We start from the raw sequence: 24,209 nt of genomic DNA, 5'->3' as shown, positions 1-24,209 counted from the left end.
AAGTTTTTCTTACAAGGCTTAGAAATTAACAAACGTAATTATGTTAAACTGATCTCTTCCACTTGTATCAAAAAACTGATTCATATATCCAGCTTCAATTCTAATATTCTTACTTAAATTATACCCTAAACCACCATACACCCTGTTTCTATCAAAAACTGAACTTTTAGTGTTTAAAAATATCTCGTTGTATACAGATAAAAATAATTTACTGTTTTCTTTTTCTTTATTTTTAAAAGGAATTTTAAAGGCTAAGAAATATCGAAATCTCATTTTAAAATCATTCTCAACAAAGCGTTGCTCAAATCTATAACGATGACTTAAACTAACATTTCCAACCTTTTGTTTAGAAATAAACTGCTGGAAAATTCTATGCTCATTAACAGATATTTTGCTGTTTGTATTTCCTATATAATTTTCAGAAAGAATATAACCATATCCTAATAATATATTATTATTCCCTTCATTAAAGGTATAGCCTAAACCCGTTCTTAAAAGTAACTGCTCTAAGTCTCCAACAGCATTGTAGTTACGATATTGAACTTCATGATGTAGATTCCATTTTTTATCAAGCTTTTTATTACCTATATAAATTAGCCAATTACCAAAATTACTGTCTTGTGCTTTAGCAGATAAAGGTAGCATTAATATAATTATTAATGCTACCTTATTAATTGCGAACAACCTCTTTGTCATAAAATTATTTTTATTGTTATTTAGCCATTAGCCAGTAAGTAATAGAGAAACATTAACTTTTTTCATTATGTTATTTAAATCTATATTACCAAAGTCGGTTTTAATACCTTTGGAGTTAATTTTATCTCTGTTAATACATAATAAGTCAATTTTATTCTTTAACATATAACTAGAAATGTTATTGACTGCTTGATCGTTTGGTTCAAAGATATATTCAACGGTGTTTTTAGGTGTTAAATTATCTTTCTGTTTGGCTAAAGCTGCTTCAGCCTTTTCGATTTTAAATGACTTTATCGGTTTTTTAGTTAAACTGACGAGCTTTTTTGATATATCTTCAATTGATGATTGCTCAAAACCATTAAAAACACCCAATGATAAATTTTCATTATAGCCTAAAACATAATCGTTAGATGTTATTAAAACGATTCCCTTATATGTCTTAATAATAAAGTTAGTAAGCTTATCTCCACCTACTTTTAAAGTGCTAAACTTTTTCTTTCCTAAAACTATAATATCAGGGTTAGTTTTATTAATATGTTCTTCTATTTCTCGCTTAACATTACCATAAGTTAAGCCGTAACTTATATTTATGGCGCTATCTACAGATTTAATAATACTATCTATATGCCCTTTACTTTTTAAATAATCTCTGCTAATAGTTCGCATTGAAGATAACTGATTATCGCTTTCAACAATATCTACAGGTTTTTTTACATGTAAAAGATCAATATTACCACCAATTGCTTTAGCCAAATTAGCAGTCGTTTTTATAATTGTATCAGGGTTATTTTTTAAGTCTGAAAGTAGTAAAATTTTATATTTTATATTTTTCATAATATGCTTTTTTATGCAGATTTTGGTCTTAATTTAAAAAACTCAATAAAACTTTCTGGGTTTTCAATAATACCGCGCTCCGAAATTAATTTAATATCTATGTGCCTTTCTTTAGCTTTATATGCAAAGTCTTCCAAAATTTCAATAATATCATTATCTAAATATCTGGTTTTCCTAACATCTAATTCTAAATAAGTGTCAATTGGCAAACTATCTAACTCTCTTAAAATAGCTCCTTTATTGAAAAAAGTAACCTCTTCTGCTAATGTCATCTTAATTTTATGCTTACCATTACTTTTATCTTCAATGTGTAAAAAATGAGAATTCTGGAAGCTTTTAATTAAAATAACTACAATCCCTACAGCCAAACCTAAGCCTATGCCGTAAAGTAAGTCTATAAAAATAATTCCTAAGACTGTAACAGTAAAAGGAATAAACTGCTTCCACCCCAGATTGTACATTTTCTTAAATAAGGCTGGTTTAGCCAATTTATATCCTACTATTAATAAAACAGCAGCTAAAACGGAAAGAGGAATCATGTTTAATAATCTAGGAATAAGAATCACTGATATTAACAAAAAGAAACCATGAATTATTGCAGATATTTTTGATCTTCCTCCAGATTGAATATTAGCCGAGCTTCTAACAATTACTTGTGTAATTGGAAGACCTCCTATCATTCCAGAAATAATATTTCCAGTTCCTTGGGCCAATAACTCTCTGTTTGTAGGGGTTACATTTTTATGTGGGTCTAATTTATCTGTAGCCTCAACACATAAAAGTGTTTCTAGGCTCGCCACTAAGGCAATTGTAAAGGCAATAATCCAAACATCAGGGTTCAATATTGCTTCAAAATTAGGAAAGCTAAATTGTGCTAAAAATGAAGTAGTGTCTTCTGGAACGGGTACACTTACTAAGTGAGACTGTTCAATAGCAAGGCTTTCATTATTACCTGTTAATAAATAAAAAATAATACCAATAACTACAGCTACTACTGGTCCTTGAATAAGTTGAAATATTTTACCTTTCTTCAACAAAACCTTATCCCAAAGCAATAAAATAGCAAGTCCAATAAACCCTATTACTGTAGAGCCTAATTGAATATGGTCTACAATGTTAAATAATTGAGAAGCTGAACTTTCGGTTGAATTGAAAAAAGTAAAGGCCTTGTCATATCCAAAAAAATGTGGAATTTGTTTAATTATAATTATTATCCCAATTCCAGTTAACATGCCTTTAATTACAGAAGATGGAAAATAATATCCTATAACACCTGCCCTTAATACTCCAAACAATAGTTGAATTACTCCACCCAGCACGACTGCTAAAAGAAAGTTCTGATAGCTTCCTAAAGTTGTAATAGCTGCTAAAACAATAGCTGCTAAACCTGCTGCAGGTCCGCTAACACCTATTTTAGATCCGCTTAACGAACCTACAACTATACCACCAACAATTCCTGCTATAAGCCCTGAAAAAAGTGGTGCTCCACTTGCTAAAGCAATACCTAAACATAAGGGTAATGCTACAAAAAATACGACAATACTTGCCGGTAAATCATTTTTGATTGTTTTAAACATAACAATAAATATTTATGTCCTAATTAAATTTTAGAACAATTAAAAATTAAATAAAAGGCTTAGATGCCTATAAAACCTGTTTTTAAATAATGCTATGCTCTGGTGGTGGTAAGATAAGATTAAGATGAGGCTTAGAATATTTTTTAAAAAAATAAACGAGTCCAATAGTTTCTCTGTTAGAATATATGTTAGAATCGCTATCTAGTGTCTCAAAAAACAAAAGCTCTTTGTCTTTTTCCTTTTCATTCCCTTTTTCTTCTTCTTCAGATGATGCATAAAAGGCAGAAACATCTATCGTATCATCAACCATAAGAATGATGGTTGGTCCTGATACAAAAGCTGTAAAAATTATTAAAAAAAATGTAGAAACAACTTTTCTATACATTAAGTTTTGAAATTTTGAATGGTTACAAATATAACACTTTAAATTTATTTTGTTTAATATATATTAAAAATTGTACAACAATTTTATGTCTTCAGAAATGACCCAACCCGTTTTGCCATCGTCTAATTTTATTTTTTTCCAATTGTTTACGGTATCTAAAACCTGAACTTTAGTGCCTTCGTGTAATCTAAAGACTTCCTCGCTTCTTGAGTTTGGTTCGTTCTTAATTTTACTTTCTTGTGCAAAAATGATAGCTGGTCTATCATTTTTATCAATATTAAATTTATGAAAAGCAAAAGATAAAGAAACACATAGTAGAAATAAACTTATTAAACTACCTATAAATGTAAGCCGTTTATTTAGGGTTGAATAAGCAAAATAGTAAATTAAAAAAAGTACCACAAAACAGAATACAAAAGCAACCGATGTTTTTGCCCAGGCATCAAAACTCATCATGTTTGTTATATTTTTTATGAGTTTAGATAACCCTGTTTCTGGAATAACATCTATAGCATCAATAGTCATGTTTTTTGCAAATGCCATATTGTTTTTTATTTCACTATCATTAGGTGATAATTGTAATGCTTTTTCGTAATAATAAATACTTGGCGCAATATTATTTAGTTTATAATGGGCATTAGCTAGGTTAAAATATAATTCTGAAGAGTGATTTTCAGTATCTAAAATCGCTGTGTATTTATCTATAGCTTCGGCGTATTTGCCTTGATTATATAAAGTGTTTGCTTCCTCAAAAAGGGTGCTATTTTGAGAAAATATCACTGTACTAAATAAAAACGTAAAAATGTATATAAGGTTTTTCATTTTTAACGTGCTTGTTTATCAATTAACGAAATGGTTTTTGCAGCTTTTTCATAATCTTGCTGCATTTCTACATTTGTTATTGGCGTATAACGTGCCAATTCGCAATTTTTAATAATGCTTACAAAGTCTGAAATCACACTATCCTCAACTTGTTTGTCTTTAAGTAAATTAACGATTCTATCTTTACTTAAATCACTTGCTTCAATACGTAATTTTGCTTTTAAATAATTGTGCAATGCTTTCTCTAAGGCGATATAAAAAGCTTCTTTTTTTCCTAATGCTTTTTTAGCATTACCTAAATATTTTCTAGCTAATTTATCGGCTTTTCTTATTTTATTACCATAAACATCTGCATCTCTAGATGTCTTTTTCTTTCTGATAGCTATGGCTAACGGAATAGCTAAAAAAGGCAACAATAAAGCGCTCCAAAACAACGGTGTTTTAAAGAAATAGGTTTGTATTAGTGGCGTAAAATTTGTTTTTGTTTTTATAAACGCAAACTGGTCGTTGCTCAAAACAACTTGTTGTTTACCTGAATTTATAGCAACAGAATTTGAATTATCATCATTAGTTGGTCCATCTAAAACATCAATTACAATTTCATTAGAAGATAATCTTTTATAGCTTTCTGTTTTTAAATCGAAATAGGAAAATGAAATACTAGGTATTGGGTATTTTCCTTTATATTGAGGTACAACTGTATAACTATCAGAAATACGACCTTGCATGCCTGCTAAATTTGTTTTTACATTTTCAGTATGTTCTGGCTCATAAACTTCTAAAGAACTTGGTAAAGACACTTTAGGCAACTTAAACAGTTTTAAATTTCCTTTACCGCTTACACCAACTTTTATTTGAAGTGATTCTGAAGCATCCAACTCAGTTTTTGAGGCCGAAACATTAAAATTAAAATCACCCACAGCTCCAGTAAAATCAATTGGTTTGCCGTTTTCTGGCAAGGGTTTAACCGTAATGGTTTTATTTCCAGCGGAGATTGTTTTGTTTACTCGTGTCATTAAACGACTACCAAAAATATCGCGTCTGTTAGTTGGTACTTGTACTGAAAGGTCTAGGCTTAGTGGCTCAATATTTAACTTTCCTGTTTTTTGAGGGTAAAGTACTGTTTTACGAAGTACTACAAATCTGTAATCTTCTCCTTTATAAGTTCCATGTTCCTCTTTTAAGCCTTTTATTTCAATATTCTGACTCCAAAAATCGTTATATCTTGGGCTATCAATTTCGCGCCAATTACTAACACCCGTATTTGGTGCGACATAAAGCTTATAAATTACCGTAATAGCTTCATTTAAATACGGGTTGGTTTTTGATACCTCAGTAACTAAATGAATATTTTCGGAGGCAAGATAATTAGGGTCGTTGGGGTCCTTTGGTTTATCAACCGCGGCTGTAACAGCAATTTTAACAGGTAAAGTTTTATAGGTTTCGTCATCAATAGAAATGGTAGCTTGATTAATTGTAAAATTACCCCGCTTTTTTGGCGCTAAAAAATAACTGTATGTTTTTTTATAAGTTCTAACACCGTTAATCCATGAATTACTTACCGATTGGTTTGGGCCGCCAACAACGGTAAACCCCTCAAAACTTGGCGGAATAAAATTATCCCCATCCTGATTCATTACAAAATCGACACGCAACCGCTCATTAATGCCTAATTTCTTTTTACTAACCTTTGTTTCAAATTTTACCTGTGCAAAAGTAAAACTTGTTACAAGTATTAATAATAAAATCGATATGTATTTCTTAAATTTCATCTCTTTTTCCAAAATGGATTCCTGCCTACGCAGGAATGACAAAATAATTAGTATTAAAGTTTTTTAATCTTCGGCCTTCTGGCTTCTAACTTCCAGCTTTTTTACCAATCTTTTTCGGTTTTTATTTTTATGCCTTTTTGCTTTTCGGCATTCATTTTTTCTTGAACCTTTTTTTCTTGATTATTCATAGCCTCCAACAAACTTTTTATTTGTTGTGGCGATAATTGTCCTGGTTGTGGTTTAGGTTTTTGTTGCTCTTTTTTCTTGTCGTCTTCTCCTTTTCCTTTATCTTCTTTTTCATCCTTAGGCTTTCCTTCGTCATCTTTTTTATCGTCCCCTTCTTTTTTATCTTTATCGCCTTCGTCTTTCTTCTCTTCTTTATCGTCTCCCTCTTTTTCCTTTTTATCTTCGTTCTCTTTCTTATCTTGGTCTTTTTTATCGTCCTTATTATCTTTGTTTTCGTCGTTCTTATCCTGATCTTCTTGATCTTTTTGTTGCTCTGCACATTCTTTTGCTAATCCAAGGTTGTAGCGTGTTTCGTCATCAGACGGATTATTTCTTAAGGCATTTTTGTAAGCTTCAACAGCTTCTTTACACTTTTTATTTTGCATTAAAACATTCCCAATATTATGAAACGTTTTATGCTTTTCAGTTTTTGAACCCGCATTTTTTATGGCTTGTTGATGACGGTATAATGCTTCTTCGTAGTTTCCTTTTTTATAATAGGAGTTTCCTAAATTATAAATACCTGCTATACTTGTTGGCTGCTCTGATATGGCTTTTCTATATGCCATTTCAGCCGAAACAAAATCATCTTCATTTACTAAAGCGTTACCCTCATAAACAAAGTTATTGGCGTTTTTTTGAGCTAATAATTGTTCCTTTTCTTGTGAAAAAGAACAGACTGTAAATAAGCTTAATATGAATATTACTAAGTTTTTCATCTTTTATTAAATTCTAATATAGAAAACCTTTCAATTTATGTTAGTTAAAAAATTTATAAATTCTCATTAAATAAATTCAACTTTTTTAACCACTCCGTTTTTCGTTCTAAAAGAAAAATATCTAATAGTAAAAAGAAAATACCAAAGCCTAAAAACCATTGAAACTGATCTTTAAATTCGGCAAATTGCTTTGCTTCAAACTCTGTTTTATCCATTTTGTTTAATATTTCTCTTATGTTTTCAACAACGTTAGTAGTGTTTTTTCCATTAATATATGCGCCATTAGCTTCTTCGGCAATACCTTTTAAGGTTTCTTCATTTAAGCGGGTAATAACCGTTTCGCCTTGGCTATCTTTTTTGTAATTTAATACTATGCCATTACGTTTTTCTGGAATTGGACCTCCTTTTACATCGCCCACGCCAATAGTAAAAATCCTAATACCCTCTTCGTTTGCTTCTTCAGCTACTGCAGCAGCTTCTTCGCTGTGATCTTCGCCATCAGAAATTATAATAAGTACACGATTGGTTTGCTCTTCATCATCAAAATATGTTTTAGCCAATTTAATCGCTTCGTTAATAGCTGTTCCTTGAGATGAAAGCATATCGGTATTCATACTGCTTAAAAACATTTTAGCCGAAGCGTAATCTGTAGTTATTGGTAGCTGCGGAAACGCTTTTCCTGCATACGCAATAATTCCTACACGATCGCTCGCTAAATTATTTATGATTTGCGTAACCAATTGTTTCGATTTTTCTAGACGGTTAGGTGCAATATCCTCAGCCAGCATACTTTTTGAAACATCAATTGCGAAAACAATATCGACGCCTTCGCGTTTTACAGTTTCAAGTTTTGTACCAATTTTTGGATTAACTAAAGCGATTGCTAAACACGCAAAAGCTAAACTTAGTACTACTATTTTTAAAATGGATTTGAATAAAGATTGGTTTGGGCTTAGCCTTTTTAGCAGCTTTTTGTCGGCAAACCTTTTTTGCGCTTTTTGTTTCCAAACTTGAAGCACTAAAAAGAATAGCATTATTACTGGTATAATTCCCAGTGCCCAAAACCATATTTTTTCTTCTAACTGCATGTATTGTTTATTTGTTTTTCGTGGATTTATTTAGTCGTTTTACCACGAATTCACTAATAATCATTTATTTTTCTAAATAAAACTTCTAAAAAATGTAAAACGCAATAATAACTCTAATAGCAATAGTATGCCTGCTAATAAAACTAATGAGCGATATTTTTCTTCGTAATTATAAAACTTAAATTCTTCTATCTCCGTTTTTTCGAGTTTATTTATTTCATTATAAATCTCTTCTAACTTTTTATTGTCTGTTGCTCTAAAATATTTTCCTCCAGTAACTTCAGCTATTTCTTTAAGTAATTCTTCATCAATTTCTACTTGTGCACGAGCATATTGAAAATTCCCGTTGGATAGTATGCTTACTGGTGTTAAGGCTGTTCCGTTGGTGCCTATACCAATAGTATAGGTTTTTATATCGTATTCTAAAGCTAATTCGCTAGCAATCTTGGGGTCAATAAATCCGGAATTATTAACACCGTCTGTCAATAAAATAATTATTTTGCTAATTGCTTTGCTGTCTTTTAAGCGATTTACAGCGGTTGCTAAACCCATGCCAATTGCTGTTCCTCCCTCAATAATGTTATTGTATCTTATATCTTTTAACGATCTTAAAACTATAGATTTATCACTAGTAATTGGTGTTTTCGTAAAGCTTTCTCCAGCATATTCAACTAAACCAATTCTATCATTAGGTCTACCTTTAATAAACTCTCCAGCCACTTTTTTTAGAGCTTCTAATCGGTTTGGTTTTAAATCTCTAGCCAACATACTTGCCGAAACATCAATAGCCATTACAATGTCTATCCCTTTGGTTGTTTTTGTTTTAGTAGAGACATCAACCGTTTGAGGTCTTGCAATTGCTATTATTAATAGCCCCAAAGCAAGTAATCTTAAAGCAAATAATAAGTGTTTTACTTTTGGCAACCACGAGTTAGTAATTTTAAAACCTTTTAAACTTGATATTTTAAGTTCTGCCGTTTGCTTTTTATATTTTAGCACATACCAAATTATGGCTAGTGGTAAGAGTAGCAATAACCAAAACAATTCTTTATTTAAAAATTGAATTCCTTCAAACATTATTCTTCTACTGCTTTAAGTTCGACTGAATTTAAAATACGCTCAACTATTTTTTCTGAATAGGTGTCGTCCTCAGGACTTGTAATTATAATTTGTTGAATTACATTTTCTGAAGCAAACTGTAGTAAAACATATTTTGCACTTCTAAGCTCTTTTGAAGCTATACCAGGTATTTGCATTGTGCCCGAAGTTTTTAAGCCTTCGGCACCATTAGGTGTAACAAACTTATCTCGCAATACCACTATGTCTTTGGCTCCAAGGCCTTCCATTGACTTTATACTCCTTTCTGAAGCTTGCTCTAAATCAATTTTATTTTCACCCATATTTTTATATGCAGAGGTATTAACCGTAACACTAAAAATATCTAACAAGGTACCATAAATGAAAGATGTCATATCTACTTGAGCCTTCACTTCGTCTGGAACTGCTAATTCTGTTCGCTTTAAAACTTTTGGCGTAGAAATAGTTACTGGCGGAAACCCATATGCGCTAGTTACCCAATTGCCTTCTAAAAGTTCTTTACTTTCATGACCTATAATAGTGTCTTTAACATAACTAAAACCATACTTTACACCAAAGCCAACAAAAGTTCCTAATAAAAGAAGCACGCCAATAGCTACAGTAATTATAACTTTTTTGCGCTTCTTTTTACGCTCTTGTTCTTCTTTATATTTTTGATCTAAAAGTTTTTCTTCTTCAGTAGGTTCTGGTAATGCTTCTTTTACATGATCTATTTCAATATCAATCGTATTTCTGTCTATTTTGGCTAGCTCAACGTCTGGTGCGCCTTTAGCAAATTTTACTAGATCGGCACGTTTTAAAATACTTTCTAAATTTTTAATATCTTCTTTACTTATATCTACTTGATTACCTTCTTTGAGGAGTTTTAGTCTGCTAATTAACTCATCGGTTGTGCTTTCTAAAGCGCGATCGTATACCTTTTCATCAAGATACTTCCTGATAATAAATGTGAGCTCCGAGTAGTAGTCTTTTAAGTTTTCGTGCTCTAAATAATGACTTTCATCTAATTTTTTTAAAGCTAATTTTGCTCTATCGTAAGGGGGTAATAATGCTATTACCTCTTCTTCTGTAAGTGGTTTTTTTCTCCAAACAAACCAATAGATTAAAAATGCAGCAATACCGATTATTAATAATGTAAACAGTAAATATTTCCACCAATTACTCCCTTTTTTATCAACCTCTATAATCGGCTTAATATCGTAAAGCCCTTGTTTTGTCGTATCTACAACAATATTATTAACTTCAACTTTTAGCGAATCTGTAAAAAATGTTTTTTCTCCAATAATAACTTTTTGTCTCGGGATAGTATATACTCCAGAATCAAATTGAGTTAAACCATATTTTTTAATAAGGTTGTACTTGTTATTATTTTTTAAAGTGTCTATTTTATAAGAATCGATCATTTCTAAAGGCGTAAATGTTTGCCCTTCTGGGAATACCACCAAGCTAGTAGTATCGGTTTCAACTTGAATGTGATAGGTGATTTGTTCGCCTATTTTTATTGCAGCTGAATCTATTGCTGAAGTAACTTGGGCGTTTAAGAACCAAGATGTTAGAACCAAGACAAAAGACAAAGTAGTTTTTTTTAAAAATAAAAACCTTTTTGATTTTTGATTTTTGATTCTTGATGCTATTATATTTGAATTTATGTTCTTCATTTTAAAAGGTTTCGACTACGCTCAACCTGACATCTCTTTTAATAATTATCATCTTCTTTTAAAATATCCTAACAGCTTTTTTACATAGCTTTCATTTACACAACAATCAATGGTTCCCGCTCCAGATTTTGTGAATGCTTCTTTATAATAACCTACTTTTTCTCGATAGAATTTTCCGTAATTACGTCTTACTGTTTTTGATGATGTGTTAACCAACATCAACTCGCCTGTTTCTTCATCTTGCATTTGTACCATGCCTAAGTTTGGTATTTCTTCTTCGCGTTTATCGTAAACCCTTATGCCTGTAACATCATGTTTTCCCGAAACAATTTTCATGGTTTGATGATAATCGTCTGCTATAAAATCAGACATTACAAATACAATGGCTTTCTTTTTCATCACATTCGATAAAAACTTTAATGCTTCAGCTATGTTGGTTTGCTTATTTTCTGGATGAAATTCAATTAACTCACGAATAATACGCAATACATGAGACCGCCCTTTTTTTGGAGGAATATAAAGTTCTACTTTATCAGAAAATAAAATCAACCCTATTTTATCGTTATTTTGAGTTGCAGAAAACGCTAAGGTTGCTGCTATTTCTGTTACCACTTCATTTTTAAATTGCTCTTGAGTACCAAATAATTCTGAGCCAGAAACATCAACCATAAGCATCATGGTAAGTTCTCGCTCTTCTTCAAAAACTTTTACAAAAGGTTCGTTATAGCGTGCGGTTACATTCCAATCGATGCTTCTTACATCGTCTCCAAATTGATACTGACGTACTTCAGAAAAAGTCATACCACGTCCTTTGAAAGTCGAATGATATTCGCCTCCAAAAATGTGATCAGACAATCGGCGTGTCTTAATCTCAATTTTTCGTACTTTCTTTAGTAATTCTTTAGTATCCATTCCCTTTTAGTAAACAATTTACAGTCTCAGTTTGCAGTAAATTATATTCAGTTTTAGTAATCAGAAAAACTGTTTAACTGCCACTGAATACTGAGAACTAGTTTTATGGTACTTCTATTTCGTTTACAATTTTGTTGATGATGTCTTCTGAAGTTACATTTTCAGCCTCAGCTTCGTAAGTAATCCCTATCCTGTGCCTTAAAACATCTTGAACCACAGCACGAACATCTTCTGGTATTACATAACCACGGCGCTTAATAAACGCAAAACATTTTGCAGCAGTTGCTAAATTAATACTACCACGAGGCGATGCACCAAATGAAATTAATGGTTTTAAATCGGCTAGTTTATATTTTTCTGGGTAACGTGTAGCAAATATGATATCTAAGATGTATTTTTCAATTTTTTCATCCATATAAACTTCTCGAACTACCTCTTGTGCTTTTAATATTTGTGACACAGAAACTACAGGATTTACTTTATCCCAAGCACCTTTTAAATTAGCTCGCATAATGAGTTGCTCTTCGTCTAATTTTGGGTAATCAATAACTGTTTTTAGCATAAAACGGTCAACCTGAGCTTCGGGTAATGGATATGTGCCTTCTTGCTCAACTGGGTTTTGGGTTGCCATTACCAAAAATGGTTTGTCCAGAATAAAAGTTTCATCACCAATGGTTACTTGCTTTTCTTGCATAGCTTCTAATAAAGCCGATTGTACTTTTGCTGGTGCTCTGTTAATTTCATCAGCCAACACAAAATTGGCAAAAATTGGACCTTTCTTAATTGAAAAGTCATTCACTTTCATGTTGTAAATTAATGTTCCTGTAACATCAGCTGGTAATAAATCTGGAGTAAATTGTATTCTACTAAAACTCCCATCTACAGCTTGTGCCAAGGTATTAATAGCCAAGGTTTTTGCTAAACCAGGAACACCTTCAAGTAAAATATGCCCTTGTCCTAACAAACCAATAAGCAAACGCTCTACCATATGCTTTTGCCCTACTATAACTTTGTTCATTTCAAGCATCAATAAATCAACAAAAGCGCTTTCCTTTTCAATCTTCTCGTTAATTGTTTTAATATCAATTGTACCTGTCTCTTCCATTATATTTTTTAGTTTTTAAAAGCTCGAATATACTACTCTTATTTTAAGCATTGCAAATTGTTAAAATTTTTATTGTAAAGCTGTTAAAAATTGGTTAAAAGTTGAGTGAAATATAATGGTTGTAACGTTTAGCGTATAATTATGATAAGTTTATAATAAATGTCGTTTTTTTAATAAAAACTATTTAATATGTTTAAGTATTTTTATAAATAAATTACTGAATATGACAAAAACAGCCCTAATAACAGGAGCAACAAGTGGCATTGGAGAAGCTACAGCATACGAATTTGCAAAAAAAGGCATAAATTTAGTACTTTGCGGAAGGCGATTAGAACGTTTAAACACTATACAAAAAACTTTAGAGCGGTTAAGTAATGTGCATATTTTAAATTTTGATGTACGCGATAAAGATGAAACTTTAAAAGGCATCACTTCTCTTCCAAAAGAATTTAAAAACATTGACATTTTAATTAATAATGCAGGAAATGCTCACGGATTAGACCCAATACAAACTGGAAGTATTGAGGATTGGGATGCTATGATGGATATTAATGTAAAGGGGGTGCTTTATGTTAGTAAAGCTATTATTCCACAAATGACAGAAAGACAATCGGGACACATTATCAATATTGGCTCGTCTGCAGGTAAAGAAGTTTACCCAAAAGGCAATGTGTATTGCGCCAGCAAACATGCTGTTTTAGCCATTACTGAAGGTATGCGTATTGATTTAAACCCGTTTGGAATAAAAGTTGGTGCTATAAACCCGGGGTTGGTTGAAACCGAGTTTTCGCAAGTACGTTTTAAAGGTGATGCTATTGCCTATAATGTTTACAAAGGGTTTAAAGCTTTACAAGCAAAAGATATTGCAGAAATTATTTATTTTACGATTTCGCGTCCGCCACATGTGAATATTGCAGATTTGTTAGTGTTTCCGACTGCGCAGGCGAGTTCAACTATTGTAACGAAAACAATTTAATTTTAACCTTATTTGATTTCTCTGTTCGCAGGAATAAAAATTATGATTAACAAACGCTTACTTATAAAACACCTTTTAGCTCATAACGATGAGAATAGTTTTTATGATAAAAAGCGTAAAATAGATATTAGCCATAAAGAAGGAAAAGCTAAATTTTTAAAACATATTTGTGCACTTTCAAACAGTAATCCAAAGAATAACTCATACATAGTTATTGGAGTTGAAGATGAAGACAATAACATTATTGGTGTCGATTTTTTTGACGATAGTAAAATTCAAAACCTCATCAATGCCTATTTAAGTCATCCACCCATTGTACAATACGAAAATATTCCGTTTCCGCATTTACCAGACGATAAAGTAGTTGGGTTGGTAACTATAAGGCCAACAGGTAAAATAACATCGTTACGAAAAAACATTTGGAAATATTATGGTGGCTCAGTGTTTTTTAGAGATGGTAGCATGAGTATGCCTAAGGTGTTTGATGTAGAAATAAAAGACATCAATTCTAAAATTGTTGAAGCCATTGAAAATCATGCCCAAAACAATATTGAACACACACTTGATTCTGTTTTTTATTTTATGAATACCCGTAAAGATTACAATGCACAGTACAAAGTTTTTAAAGAATATTTTGTGGTGTGTTGGGCTGGTCAAAAAAAAACAGTGAAAGACGAAACTTTTTTTTCCAGAGTTGATATTGAATTGATTAACGAACAAGTGCGATTGTTTTTTTCAGCTTTAGACGAAGTTTCAATTGCTATTAATAACGATAGTTTTAAAATTATTGAATATGTAAATCTAGGGCTTCAAAACACCAATAAATATTACCCTTTAGAAGAAACCATTATTTATTTTGAAGACAATGCCAACTATAATATTGAAACCAAGTTATTATTTGAGCCACCTCAATTTGATAAAAAAGTATTGCATCATATTTACAATGCTAATAATGCTATTTTAGAAAAATTAAAAAAAGGGCTTCCTTTTACAAGAAATGAAGAGCAAGATTTAAAAAATTTACCAGTAACCTATTTAATTTGTTATCTAAACCTTTTTCATGATGCTATAGATAAACTTAACGAAGCAAAGCCTTACTTAAAAAACTACAGTGAAGAAATATATAGCTTATATAAAGAAGCTTTGCGAATTTTAAGAAAAGTAAAATACAGTTAATTTATTGTTGATAAAATTAATGTTAATTTAACTTTCGCCTATTGCATAAACTATTAATTATAAGCATTTTTGCACTGCTATTAATCTTTTTAGATATAAACCTTGTTTCTGCCAGTACATTTCTGGAATTTGAGACAAGGTTTTTTTATACGAAGTTCTTTACAAATCAAATTTAATCCCTTGTGCTAAAGGCAATTCATCAGAATAGTTAATCGTATTAGTTTGACGGCGCATATAAATTTTCCAAGCATCAGAACCCGATTCACGTCCGCCACCAGTTTCTTTTTCACCTCCAAAAGCACCACCAATTTCGGCACCAGAAGTTCCTATATTTACATTAGCAATTCCACAATCTGAACCAGCGTAGGATAAGAATTTTTCTGCTTCTTTCATTTCGTTAGTCATAATTGAAGATGATAATCCTTGAGCAACACCGTTTTGAATAGCAATGGCGTTTTCTACCTCTCCAGAATATTTCATTAAGTATAAAATAGGTGCAAAAGTTTCATGCTGAACAATTTCAAAATGATTTTCAGCTTCAATAATAGCCGGTTTTACGTAGCATCCAGATTCGTAACCTTCACCTTCTAAAACACCGCCTTCAACTAATACGTTTCCACCTTCAGCTTTTGCCTTCTCAATAGCTGCCAAATAAGTGTTTACAGCATCTTTATCTATTAATGGTCCTATATGATTGGTTTCATCTAAAGGATTGCCAATAGTTAATTGACCATAAGCACCAACAATAGCATCTCTTACTTTATCGTAAACCGATTCGTGAATAATTAATCTTCTAGTTGATGTACAACGTTGTCCGCAAGTTCCAACAGCACCAAATACCGCACCAGGAACAACTACTTTTAAATCAGCAGTTGGTGTAATTATTATGGCATTATTGCCTCCTAACTCTAATAACGATTTTCCAAAACGCTCAGCTACTGTTGTGCCAACAAGTCGTCCCATTCTTGTAGAACCTGTTGCAGAAACCAAAGGAATTCTAGGGTCTGTAGTCATCATTTCACCAACTTTGTAATTACCATTAATAATACAAGAAATGCCTTCTGGCAAGTTGTTTTCTTTTAAAATTCCTGCTATAATGTTTTGACAAGCAACAGAGCATAATGGAGCTTTTTCTGAAGCTTTCCATACACATACATCACCGCAAATCCATGCTAAAGCTGTATTCCAAGCCCAAACTGCAACTGGAAAGTTAAAAGCAGAGATAATCCCAACAACGCCAATTGGATGCCATTGCTCTCGCATAACATGTCCAGGGCGTTCCGACGGAATGGTTTGCCCGTTTAATTGTCTTGATAGTCCAACAGCAAAATCACAAATGTCAATCATTTCTTGAACTTCTCCGTATCCTTCTTGTAAAGACTTACCCATCTCGTATGAAACTAATTTTCCTAATGGTTCTTTTAAGTCTCTTAATTTGTTTCCAAATTGACGCACAATTTCTCCACGTTGTGGAGCTGGTATATCTCTGAAAGATAAAAAGGCTGTTGTTGCAGCATCCATTACCCTTTCGTAATCTGCTCTTGTTGTCGTTTTTACTTTTCCAATTAATTTTCCATCAACAGGAGAATATGATTCAATAATTTCTCCATTAGAAAAATTATTTGACCCTATTGAAGTTCCTTCATTAATTGCACTTAACCCCAACTCATTCAAGGCTTCTTTTATTCCAAAATCAGTTGCTACCACTTTCATGTCTTTATATTTTTAATATTATTATTCATATTTGTTGCGAATATACTAATTTATAGTTTTTATATTTCAGAATTATACATTAAGCACAGTCTTTAAAATTGTTTGACTTATTTTATTATGAAAATTTTGTCTACTTCTTTTTTATTAATCTTTAGCGCTTGTAATACTATTGAAAATAAAGCCGAGGCACTACTAAAAGAAAACTCTAAACAGTAATTTGCAATTATTATTCATAGTGGAGCAGGAACTATTTTGAAAAAAACATGTCTAACGAAATGGAAGCTGCTTATAAGCAGAAATTAGAAAAAGCCATTAGAGTGGGTTATTCTGTTTTAAAAGATGGCGGTACAAGTTTAGACGCTGTTACCAAAACTATAAATGTTATGGAAGATTCACTCCTATTTAATGCAGGTAAGGGTGCTGTTTTTACTCATAAAGAAACCAATGAACATGATGCTTCTATTATGGATGGAAAAACGTTAAATGCAGGAATTTCTAGTGGAGGCATGACTAACAAACGCTGGGGGCGCATTGGCGATGAACCAATAATTGGAGCTGGCACTTATGCAAATAACAACACTTGTGCCGTATCTAGTACTGGTTTGGGGCGAATATTTTATTCGAGCAATGGTCGCCGATATTTCTGCACTAATGGAATACAAGGGGATATCGCTTAAAGATGCTTCAAAAGAAGTCATTCAAAACAAATTAACTAAACTAACTTGTTGGCAATGGCGGGATTGTTGCTGTTGATAAAAATGGAAATATATGGTCGCCAAATTTAACACTGCGGGTATGTACCGAGCTACAATGAATGATAAAGGCGAATTAACTATTGGTGTTTTTAAAAACTAAATATTTGTTTCTGTCTTTTTCTTCAAGAAAATCTGTGTAAAATAATAAACCCCAGAACTATTTTTTATAGCAGCAATGCCAATATGCGTAAAATCTCCTTCGATATTTGTGCGATGACTACTACTATTTATCCAAGCTTCCATAACATATTTAGCAGATTGCTGACCATAAGCAACATTCTCTCCTGTTCTTGTAGCATTTTCTTCATTAAACAATCTGTCAGATCTTTCATTAAAATTATCATGGCTAATATCATTTTGCGCTATCATATAACGCGTATGTTCTTCAGCTAACTGGGTTGCTAAATCGTTTTTAGCAAGGGGATCTTCACCAATACTAGCTCTATGTACATTTAGTAGCTCAAGAATTTCTTCGCTTACAGAAAGTGATTCAAGCTTTTCTATATCTTCTAACGAGTCTTCTTTAGAGCATGAAACAATACAAGACAATACCGTAAACCATAAGAAAATAAAACATGCTTTATAATAGTAGGTTTTCATAAATATTTAATTTTGTGTAATTATACACATATCTTCCTTTCACAGACTAAAAAACAATAATAGATCGATGAAATTTAATTTTAAAATACTTGTTATCGATTAAACCGGTATTTTGTCGATAATTTTATTTGGAAATAATCTTGAAAATGGTTTAATAATTAACTTTAGTTTGATACTATTTAGTCTCAATTATTGAGTATAATCTTAAGACTTATTTAACATATCGAAAAGACTAAATGGCATTTTTATAACGTAATTTATTTAACGATACCACACCTATTCTTTCGGTTATTTTAATTAATTTGTACATTTAAACCTCTGCCTATGTTATTTAAAAAGTTTTTTGCCACCGTATTAATTCTTACACTAGTTTCTTCCTGTAAAAAGAAAGTAACAGAAACCGATAATCTTTTCAAATTTAGAGACTATATAAGTTATACCACTTCGGGAATGACATCAGTTGCTAGCCCTATTCAAATTAACCTAGTTAACAATGTTAAAGGCTGGGAAATGGGTGCTGAAATTACCGATGAAATTGTTTCTATTAAACCTCATGTTCAAGGAAATCTAACCATTGCTAATAAACACACCTTACTTTTTACTCCAGATGAACATTTAGAACCTGATACCGAATATACCGTTACCGTTAAGCTTGGAGCTATTTATAAAAACATGCCTAATGGTTTTAGCTATTACACGTTTCAGTTTAAAACCATTACACCAAATTTTAACGTTGTTACAAATCATTTACAATCTTACAGCAAAAAGTGGCAATATCTTGAGGGCGTTATAAAATCTGCTGATGTAATATCAATTAATGATGCTAAAACTTTAGTTGAAGCATCTCAAAATGGCAAAAGCCTGAATCTTGTTTTTAACGAAGCCAACAAAAACTCAAAATATTTTGAATTTAAAATTGATAGTATCAATCGACAAATAGAAGACAGTAAAATTGATATAAAATGGAATGGAAAACACATAAAAACATCAAATAAAGGCGAAAACACCATTAACATTCCTGGAATAAATAATTTTACTATTATTAATCTTGATGTTATTCAATCGCCAGAACAACACCTATCAATTAATTTCTCAGATCCCCTAAAAAAACAACAAAATTTTGAGGGCTTAGTAACTATTCAAAAGGTTAAAAATCCAAAATATATTGTAGACGGAAACATATTAAAAGTATACCCAGACAGCAAATTAGTGGGCAATATTCAGGTAGCCATTTTTCAAGGCATAAAAAATACCGATGATTACAAACTAAAGAAACCGTTTTCAGAAATTATTGCTTTTGAAGAATTAAAACCACAAGTGCGTTTAATAAGTAATGGCTCCATTTTACCTAATTCTCAAGAATTAAAATTTAATTTTGAAGCTGTTAATTTAAGTGCTGTTAATGTAAGGGTTATTAAAATTTTTGAAGATAATGTGCTTCAATTTTTACAAGACAATAATTTAAATAGTAATAACCGATACGACATTAAAAAAGTGGGGCGACGTATAGCAAAACAAACTATTCAACTCCAAACAGCAGAAGAAAATACAGGTAAGTGGAAAGCGTATAGCATAGATTTGTCTAAGTTTTTTAAAGCTGATGCTGGAGCCATTTACCGCATTGAATTAAGCTACAATAAGAGTTATTCTTTATTCGATTGCGAAGCTAACACAAATATTAAAAACACCGAAAATGATGAATACGATGAATATTACGAAGATGATTATTATGAAAATGATTTAGACGAAATATCATTAGAGAATGAAGATTTACGCGAAGAACAGTATTGGGATAATTTAATATATCGCTACAAAAACTACAATTATAATTGGCGAGAAGAAAACAACCCATGTCATGATGCGTATTACAACGAGCACAAAATAGTCTCTCAAAACTTACTCGCTTCAAACCTTGGTGTTATTGCAAAACGAGGCACTAACAACTCCTATTATTTTGCGATAACTAATATTTTAAACACAAATCCAGAAGCCGGTGTAAAGGTTACGCTTTATAATTTTCAGCAACAAGAAATAGCAAGCAGAACCACTGACGAACAAGGTTTAATTACAATAGATGCTAATAAGCATGCAAATTTTGCCATTGTTTCTAAAGGACAAAACACATCCTACGTGAAGCTTCAAGATGGCAATTCGTTATCGCTAAGCAAGTTTGATGTTTCTGGAAATCGTTTACAACGCGGACTTAAAGGTTACGTTTATGGCGAACGTGGTGTTTGGCGACCAGGTGACACCTTACATTTAACTTTTATGCTAAATGATACTGACAACAAACTCCCCAAGGGGCATCCCGTTAAAATGGAAATTACAAACCCAAATGGAAAATTAGTTTATAAAAATGTTGCTACCGATCATCTTAATAATTTCTACAAATTCACAGTACCAACATCTCAAGAGGATAAAACAGGAAACTATAATGCTAAAGTTTCGGTTGGTGGTGCGACCTTTTATAAAGGTTTAAAAATTGAAACTGTTAAGCCAAATCGATTAAAAATTAAAGTAGATTTTGAAAACGACATCCTAACAAATACAGCGCCACTAAAAGGGGGGTTAGATGTAAAATGGCTTCACGGTTCGCCAGGAAAAAATTTAAAAGCAGAAATTAAAGCGAAATTCACACCGTCTTACAGCAGCTTTAAAGGTTATAAAAATTACATCTTTAACGACCCTACTCGTAAATTTAATACCGAAGAAATTAATGTTTTTAAAGGCAACGTTGATGCTGATGGTTTAGCAAAAATAAACGCTAAATTAAATGTTGGCAAAAATGCTCCAGGAATGCTAAATGCTCAATTTTTGGTTCGTGCATTTGAAAATGGTGGTGATTTCTCAATGGATGCCTTTACAAAACAATACGCGCCTTACAAGTCGTTTGTTGGCCTAGGTTCTCCAAAAGGAAATGCCTATGGTTCGTTTTTTACGGATGAAAACCAAACATTTGATGTCGTTGTGGTTGATGCAAAAGGCATACCAGTAAAGCGAAACAATCTTGAAGTAAAAGTATATAAAATTGAATGGCGCTGGTGGTGGAATTCCTCTTACGATAACCTATCAAGCTATGTGTCTAGTAGTTATCACAGACCTTATTTAAGCCAGAAAATAAACACTGATACTAACGGAAAAAGCACATTCAAAATAAATATTCCAGATAATGATCGCGGTCGTTACCTCATCAGAATTATCGATCCCGTAAGTGGTCACGCTACAGGACGAACCGCTTATTTTTATAAAAATTGGTGGGGCAACTCTAGTACTGGAGATAAAGAAGCTGCAAAAATGCTTGTGTTTTCTGCAGATAAAGAAAAATACAATGTTGGCGAAACAGCAAAAATCACTTTTCAATCGGGTAGCGAAGGTCGTGCTTTAGTAAGTATTGAAAATGGCACCGAAGTTTTAGATTACAAATGGGTAAAAACACAACAAGGTGAAACTACTGTTAATGTGCCTATCACTTCAGAAATGGCACCAAATGTATTTGTAAATATTTCGCTTTTACAACCACACGCAATTTCGGCAAACGATTTACCAATTCGCTTATTTGGTGTTATTCCTATAATGGTGGAAGACCCAAACACCAAATTAGAACCTCAGCTAAAAATGCCTGATGTATTGCGTCCCAAGGAAACTTTTAAAGTAACGATTTCAGAAAAAAACAAGAAATCCATGACCTATACCATAGCTTTGGTTGAAGAAGGTTTACTCGATTTAACCCGATTTAAAACCCCAAATGCCTGGGATGAGTTTTACAAACGTGAAGCTTTGGGTGTTAAAACCTGGGATATTTTTGATGATGTTATTGGCGCATATTCTGGTAGCATTGATCAAGTTTTTGCCATTGGTGGCGACGGAAGTGCTGCTAAAGGAAAGAACAAAAAAGCCAACCGCTTTAAACCTGTAGTGACTTATTTAGGGCCTTTTAATTTAAATGCAGGCGAACAAAAATCGCATACTATAAAACTCCCAAACTACATTGGCGCTGTACGCACAATGGTTATTGCTGGAGATAACAAAAATGAAGCTTACGGAAGCACCGATAAATCTGTTGAAGTTAAAAAGCCCTTGATGGTTTTAGCAACACTTCCGCGGAAATTAAGCCCTGGAGAAAAAGTAACACTTCCGGTAACTATTTTTGCGATGGAACCAAAAGTAAAAAATGTTAGCATTAGCCTGAAACTAAGCGATGGGATTTCAATTATTGGTCAAAAAACAAAAACTTTAAACTTTGCAAAACCTGATGAAAAAATGACATATTTTGAATTGGATGTAAGCAAGGCAAAAGGCAGTAATACGGTTAAAGTTATTGCTTCTGGAAACGGAGAAAAATCATCCTATAAAGTAGAGTTGAATGTGGTTAACCCGAATCCTATTACCTCAAAAACTATCGATAAAACAATAGCTGCTAATGCTACTGAAAATTTAGAATTATCAACCTTTGGTGTCGTTGGTAGCAATTCGGCTACTTTAGAATTTTCAACCTTACCGCCAATGGATTTTTCACGCAGATTACAGTACTTAATTCAGTATCCACATGGTTGTGTAGAACAAACCACATCGAGCGTGTTTCCGCAGTTATTTTTAGCCGATATTTTTGATGTAACGCTCAAGAAAAAACAAGCCATTCAAAATAATATTGAAAGCGGCATTAAACGACTAGGGCATTTCCAAACATCAAATGGCGGATTAAGCTACTGGATGGGAGAAAACACCGCCGATGATTGGGGCACTAGTTATGCAGGACATTTTATGATTGAAGCCGAAAAGAAAGGTTATGTATTGCCATTAACCTTTAAAAGCAGTTGGATTACCTACCAAAAACAAGCCGCAAGCAATTGGCGACCAAGTTATAGAACTCACAATTCTGATTTAGCACAAGCTTACAGATTATATACATTGGCATTGGCAGGAAGTCCAGATTTAGCAAGTATGAATAGATTGCGTGAGTTCTCTGAAATTTCAAACGAGGCCAAATGGCGGCTCGCTGCAGCTTATGCTTTAGCAGGACAAAAAGAAGCGAGTGATAATATTTCGCAATCTGCAAATATTAAATTTAAACCTGTTAAGTATAATTATTACACTTATGGCTCAAGAGATAGAAATCGTGCTATGGCTTTAGAAACTATGGTCCTTACCAAAAACCCGAAAACTAGAGAACTTGCCGAATATATTGCCAAAGATTTATCGAGTAACCTCTGGATGAGTACACAAACAGCAGCATATAGTTTATTGGCTATGGCAAAAATGGTAAATGCTAATGGCGGAAAAGCATTAAAAGTAAATTATACCATTAACGGAAAAACGGAAAGTATAGACACCAAAAGTGCCATTGCACAACGTGAGTTACAAGTAAATGATGGTGCAAATAGGGTGCTATTTACAAACCAAAAAGACAATGTGGTTTACGTGCGTGTTTTAAACTCAGGGAAATTACCTTTAGGCGAAGAACTTGCCGAACAACGCGGGTTAAGTGTATCGTACGCTTATAAAGATTTAAAAGGTAATAAAATTGATGTATCAAAACTACAACAAGGACAAGATTTTGTAGCAACTGTTAGCGTTAGCAATTTAAAAAATGAGCGTGTTAACAATGTAGCTTTAACACAAATTTTTTCATCGGGTTGGGAAATTGTAAATACCCGATTTACAGATTTTAGTAGTGCAACAAAGAGTCAAGCTAGATTTACAGATATTAGAGACGACCGTGTAAACTTTTATTTTGATTTACCTGAAAAAGGAAAACACAGTACCAAAACATTTAATGTGATGCTTAATGCATCGTATTTAGGCACGTATTATTTACCAGGAATTCAAGCTGAAGCGATGTACGATAATGAATATTTGGTTAGAACAAAAGGTAAATGGGTTGTGGTTGAGAAATGATATCTTTCTGCTAGGGCAGGAATCATATCTAAAATTTAATGCCTTTGTTAACTTGGCTTTATCAGAAAAAAACTATATGTTTGTTTAACAACCGATAAAGTTCATTACCAACGAACCTTATCTATACATTACATTTATTACTGAACTCATCTTGACTTTTTGTTTTTAACTGAAAATGAGTTGAAATTTGACCAGATGAGGCA

Annotated in this window: 17 protein-coding genes and 1 pseudogene; 4 read left to right on the top strand and 14 right to left on the bottom strand. The window is 32.4% G+C overall.

Annotation, left to right across the window (positions count from 1 at the left end):
• Nucleotides 1-18: 18 nt before the first annotated feature.
• The 12 genes from L3X37_RS03050 to L3X37_RS02995 all read right to left on the bottom strand — a co-directional run bounded on the left by L3X37_RS03050 (nt 19) and on the right by L3X37_RS02995 (nt 12,891).
• Nucleotides 19-645 (bottom strand): DUF2490 domain-containing protein, encoded by a 627-nt coding sequence (locus L3X37_RS03050; RefSeq protein ID WP_237238704.1) that lies wholly within the window; start codon nt 643-645, stop codon nt 19-21.
• A 78-nt stretch (nt 646-723) separates the two neighbouring features.
• Nucleotides 724-1,530: a universal stress protein gene (locus L3X37_RS03045; RefSeq protein WP_237238703.1), complete on the bottom strand. Its 807-nt coding sequence runs from the start codon at nt 1,528-1,530 to the stop codon at nt 724-726.
• An 11-nt stretch (nt 1,531-1,541) separates the two neighbouring features.
• The gene (locus L3X37_RS03040) at nt 1,542-3,107 is read right to left on the bottom strand and encodes a SulP family inorganic anion transporter (protein ID WP_237238702.1); all 1,566 of its coding nucleotides are present in this window, start codon (nt 3,105-3,107) and stop codon (nt 1,542-1,544) included.
• A gap of 82 nt (nt 3,108-3,189) precedes the next feature.
• Nucleotides 3,190-3,492 carry a hypothetical protein gene (locus L3X37_RS03035; protein ID WP_237238701.1) on the bottom strand — a complete coding sequence of 101 codons (303 nt, stop codon included), beginning with the start codon at nt 3,490-3,492 and terminating at the stop codon, nt 3,190-3,192.
• A 63-nt stretch (nt 3,493-3,555) separates the two neighbouring features.
• On the bottom strand, nt 3,556-4,314 hold the full coding sequence (locus L3X37_RS03030) for a tetratricopeptide repeat protein (protein WP_237238700.1): 759 nt from the start codon (nt 4,312-4,314) through the stop codon (nt 3,556-3,558).
• A gap of 2 nt (nt 4,315-4,316) precedes the next feature.
• On the bottom strand, nt 4,317-6,086 hold the full coding sequence (locus L3X37_RS03025; protein ID WP_237238699.1) for a BatD family protein: 1,770 nt from the start codon (nt 6,084-6,086) through the stop codon (nt 4,317-4,319).
• 101 nt (nt 6,087-6,187) lie between these two features.
• Entirely contained in the window at nt 6,188-7,030 is an 843-nt protein-coding gene (locus L3X37_RS03020) for a tetratricopeptide repeat protein (RefSeq protein ID WP_237238698.1), read from the bottom strand.
• A 53-nt stretch (nt 7,031-7,083) separates the two neighbouring features.
• The gene (locus tag L3X37_RS03015; protein ID WP_237238697.1) at nt 7,084-8,118 is read right to left on the bottom strand and encodes a vWA domain-containing protein; all 1,035 of its coding nucleotides are present in this window, start codon (nt 8,116-8,118) and stop codon (nt 7,084-7,086) included.
• 72 nt (nt 8,119-8,190) lie between these two features.
• Nucleotides 8,191-9,195, bottom strand: a complete 1,005-nt coding sequence (locus L3X37_RS03010) for a vWA domain-containing protein (protein ID WP_237238696.1) — start codon at nt 9,193-9,195, stop codon at nt 8,191-8,193.
• Complete coding sequence (locus L3X37_RS03005) at nt 9,195-10,874, bottom strand: BatD family protein (RefSeq protein WP_237238695.1); 1,680 nt, start codon at nt 10,872-10,874, stop codon at nt 9,195-9,197. Before L3X37_RS03005 ends, L3X37_RS03010 begins: the two co-directional genes overlap by 1 nt.
• Before the next feature lie 48 nt (nt 10,875-10,922).
• On the bottom strand, nt 10,923-11,786 hold the full coding sequence (locus tag L3X37_RS03000) for a DUF58 domain-containing protein (protein WP_237238694.1): 864 nt from the start codon (nt 11,784-11,786) through the stop codon (nt 10,923-10,925).
• Between the two features lie 103 nt (nt 11,787-11,889).
• Nucleotides 11,890-12,891, bottom strand: a complete 1,002-nt coding sequence (locus tag L3X37_RS02995; RefSeq protein WP_237238693.1) for an AAA family ATPase — start codon at nt 12,889-12,891, stop codon at nt 11,890-11,892.
• A gap of 223 nt (nt 12,892-13,114) precedes the next feature.
• Between L3X37_RS02995 and L3X37_RS02990 the strand changes: the two genes are divergently transcribed.
• Both L3X37_RS02990 and L3X37_RS02985 read left to right on the top strand, forming a co-directional pair.
• Nucleotides 13,115-13,867, top strand: coding sequence for an SDR family NAD(P)-dependent oxidoreductase (locus L3X37_RS02990; protein ID WP_237238692.1), 753 nt, complete (start codon nt 13,115-13,117; stop codon nt 13,865-13,867).
• Between the two features lie 42 nt (nt 13,868-13,909).
• Nucleotides 13,910-15,043 (top strand): ATP-binding protein, encoded by a 1,134-nt coding sequence (locus tag L3X37_RS02985; protein ID WP_237238691.1) that lies wholly within the window; start codon nt 13,910-13,912, stop codon nt 15,041-15,043.
• A gap of 159 nt (nt 15,044-15,202) precedes the next feature.
• On the opposite strand, the gene amaB is transcribed toward L3X37_RS02985, so the two are convergent.
• The gene (gene amaB / locus L3X37_RS02980; RefSeq protein ID WP_237238690.1) at nt 15,203-16,756 is read right to left on the bottom strand and encodes an L-piperidine-6-carboxylate dehydrogenase; all 1,554 of its coding nucleotides are present in this window, start codon (nt 16,754-16,756) and stop codon (nt 15,203-15,205) included.
• 216 nt (nt 16,757-16,972) lie between these two features.
• On the opposite strand from amaB, the pseudogene L3X37_RS02975 reads away from it, so the two are divergent.
• A pseudogene (locus L3X37_RS02975) lies at nt 16,973-17,611 on the top strand (isoaspartyl peptidase/L-asparaginase family protein); the annotation flags it as partial.
• Here L3X37_RS02975 and L3X37_RS02970 read toward each other — a convergent pair.
• On the bottom strand, nt 17,608-18,111 hold the full coding sequence (locus tag L3X37_RS02970; protein ID WP_237238689.1) for a CAP domain-containing protein: 504 nt from the start codon (nt 18,109-18,111) through the stop codon (nt 17,608-17,610). The pseudogene L3X37_RS02975 and the gene L3X37_RS02970 sit on opposite strands and share 4 nt — an antisense overlap.
• 324 nt (nt 18,112-18,435) lie before the next feature.
• Between L3X37_RS02970 and L3X37_RS02965 the strand changes: the two genes are divergently transcribed.
• The gene (locus L3X37_RS02965; protein ID WP_237238688.1) at nt 18,436-24,006 is read left to right on the top strand and encodes an alpha-2-macroglobulin family protein; all 5,571 of its coding nucleotides are present in this window, start codon (nt 18,436-18,438) and stop codon (nt 24,004-24,006) included.
• Nucleotides 24,007-24,209 lie beyond the last annotated feature (203 nt).

Origin of the sequence: Wocania arenilitoris, from assembly GCF_021728535.1 — a bacterium.
Taxonomy (GTDB): Bacteria; Bacteroidota; Bacteroidia; order Flavobacteriales; family Flavobacteriaceae; genus Wocania_A; species Wocania_A arenilitoris.
Note: the sequence above shows the minus strand (reverse complement) of the source record. Positions and strands in the feature narration are given on the sequence as shown.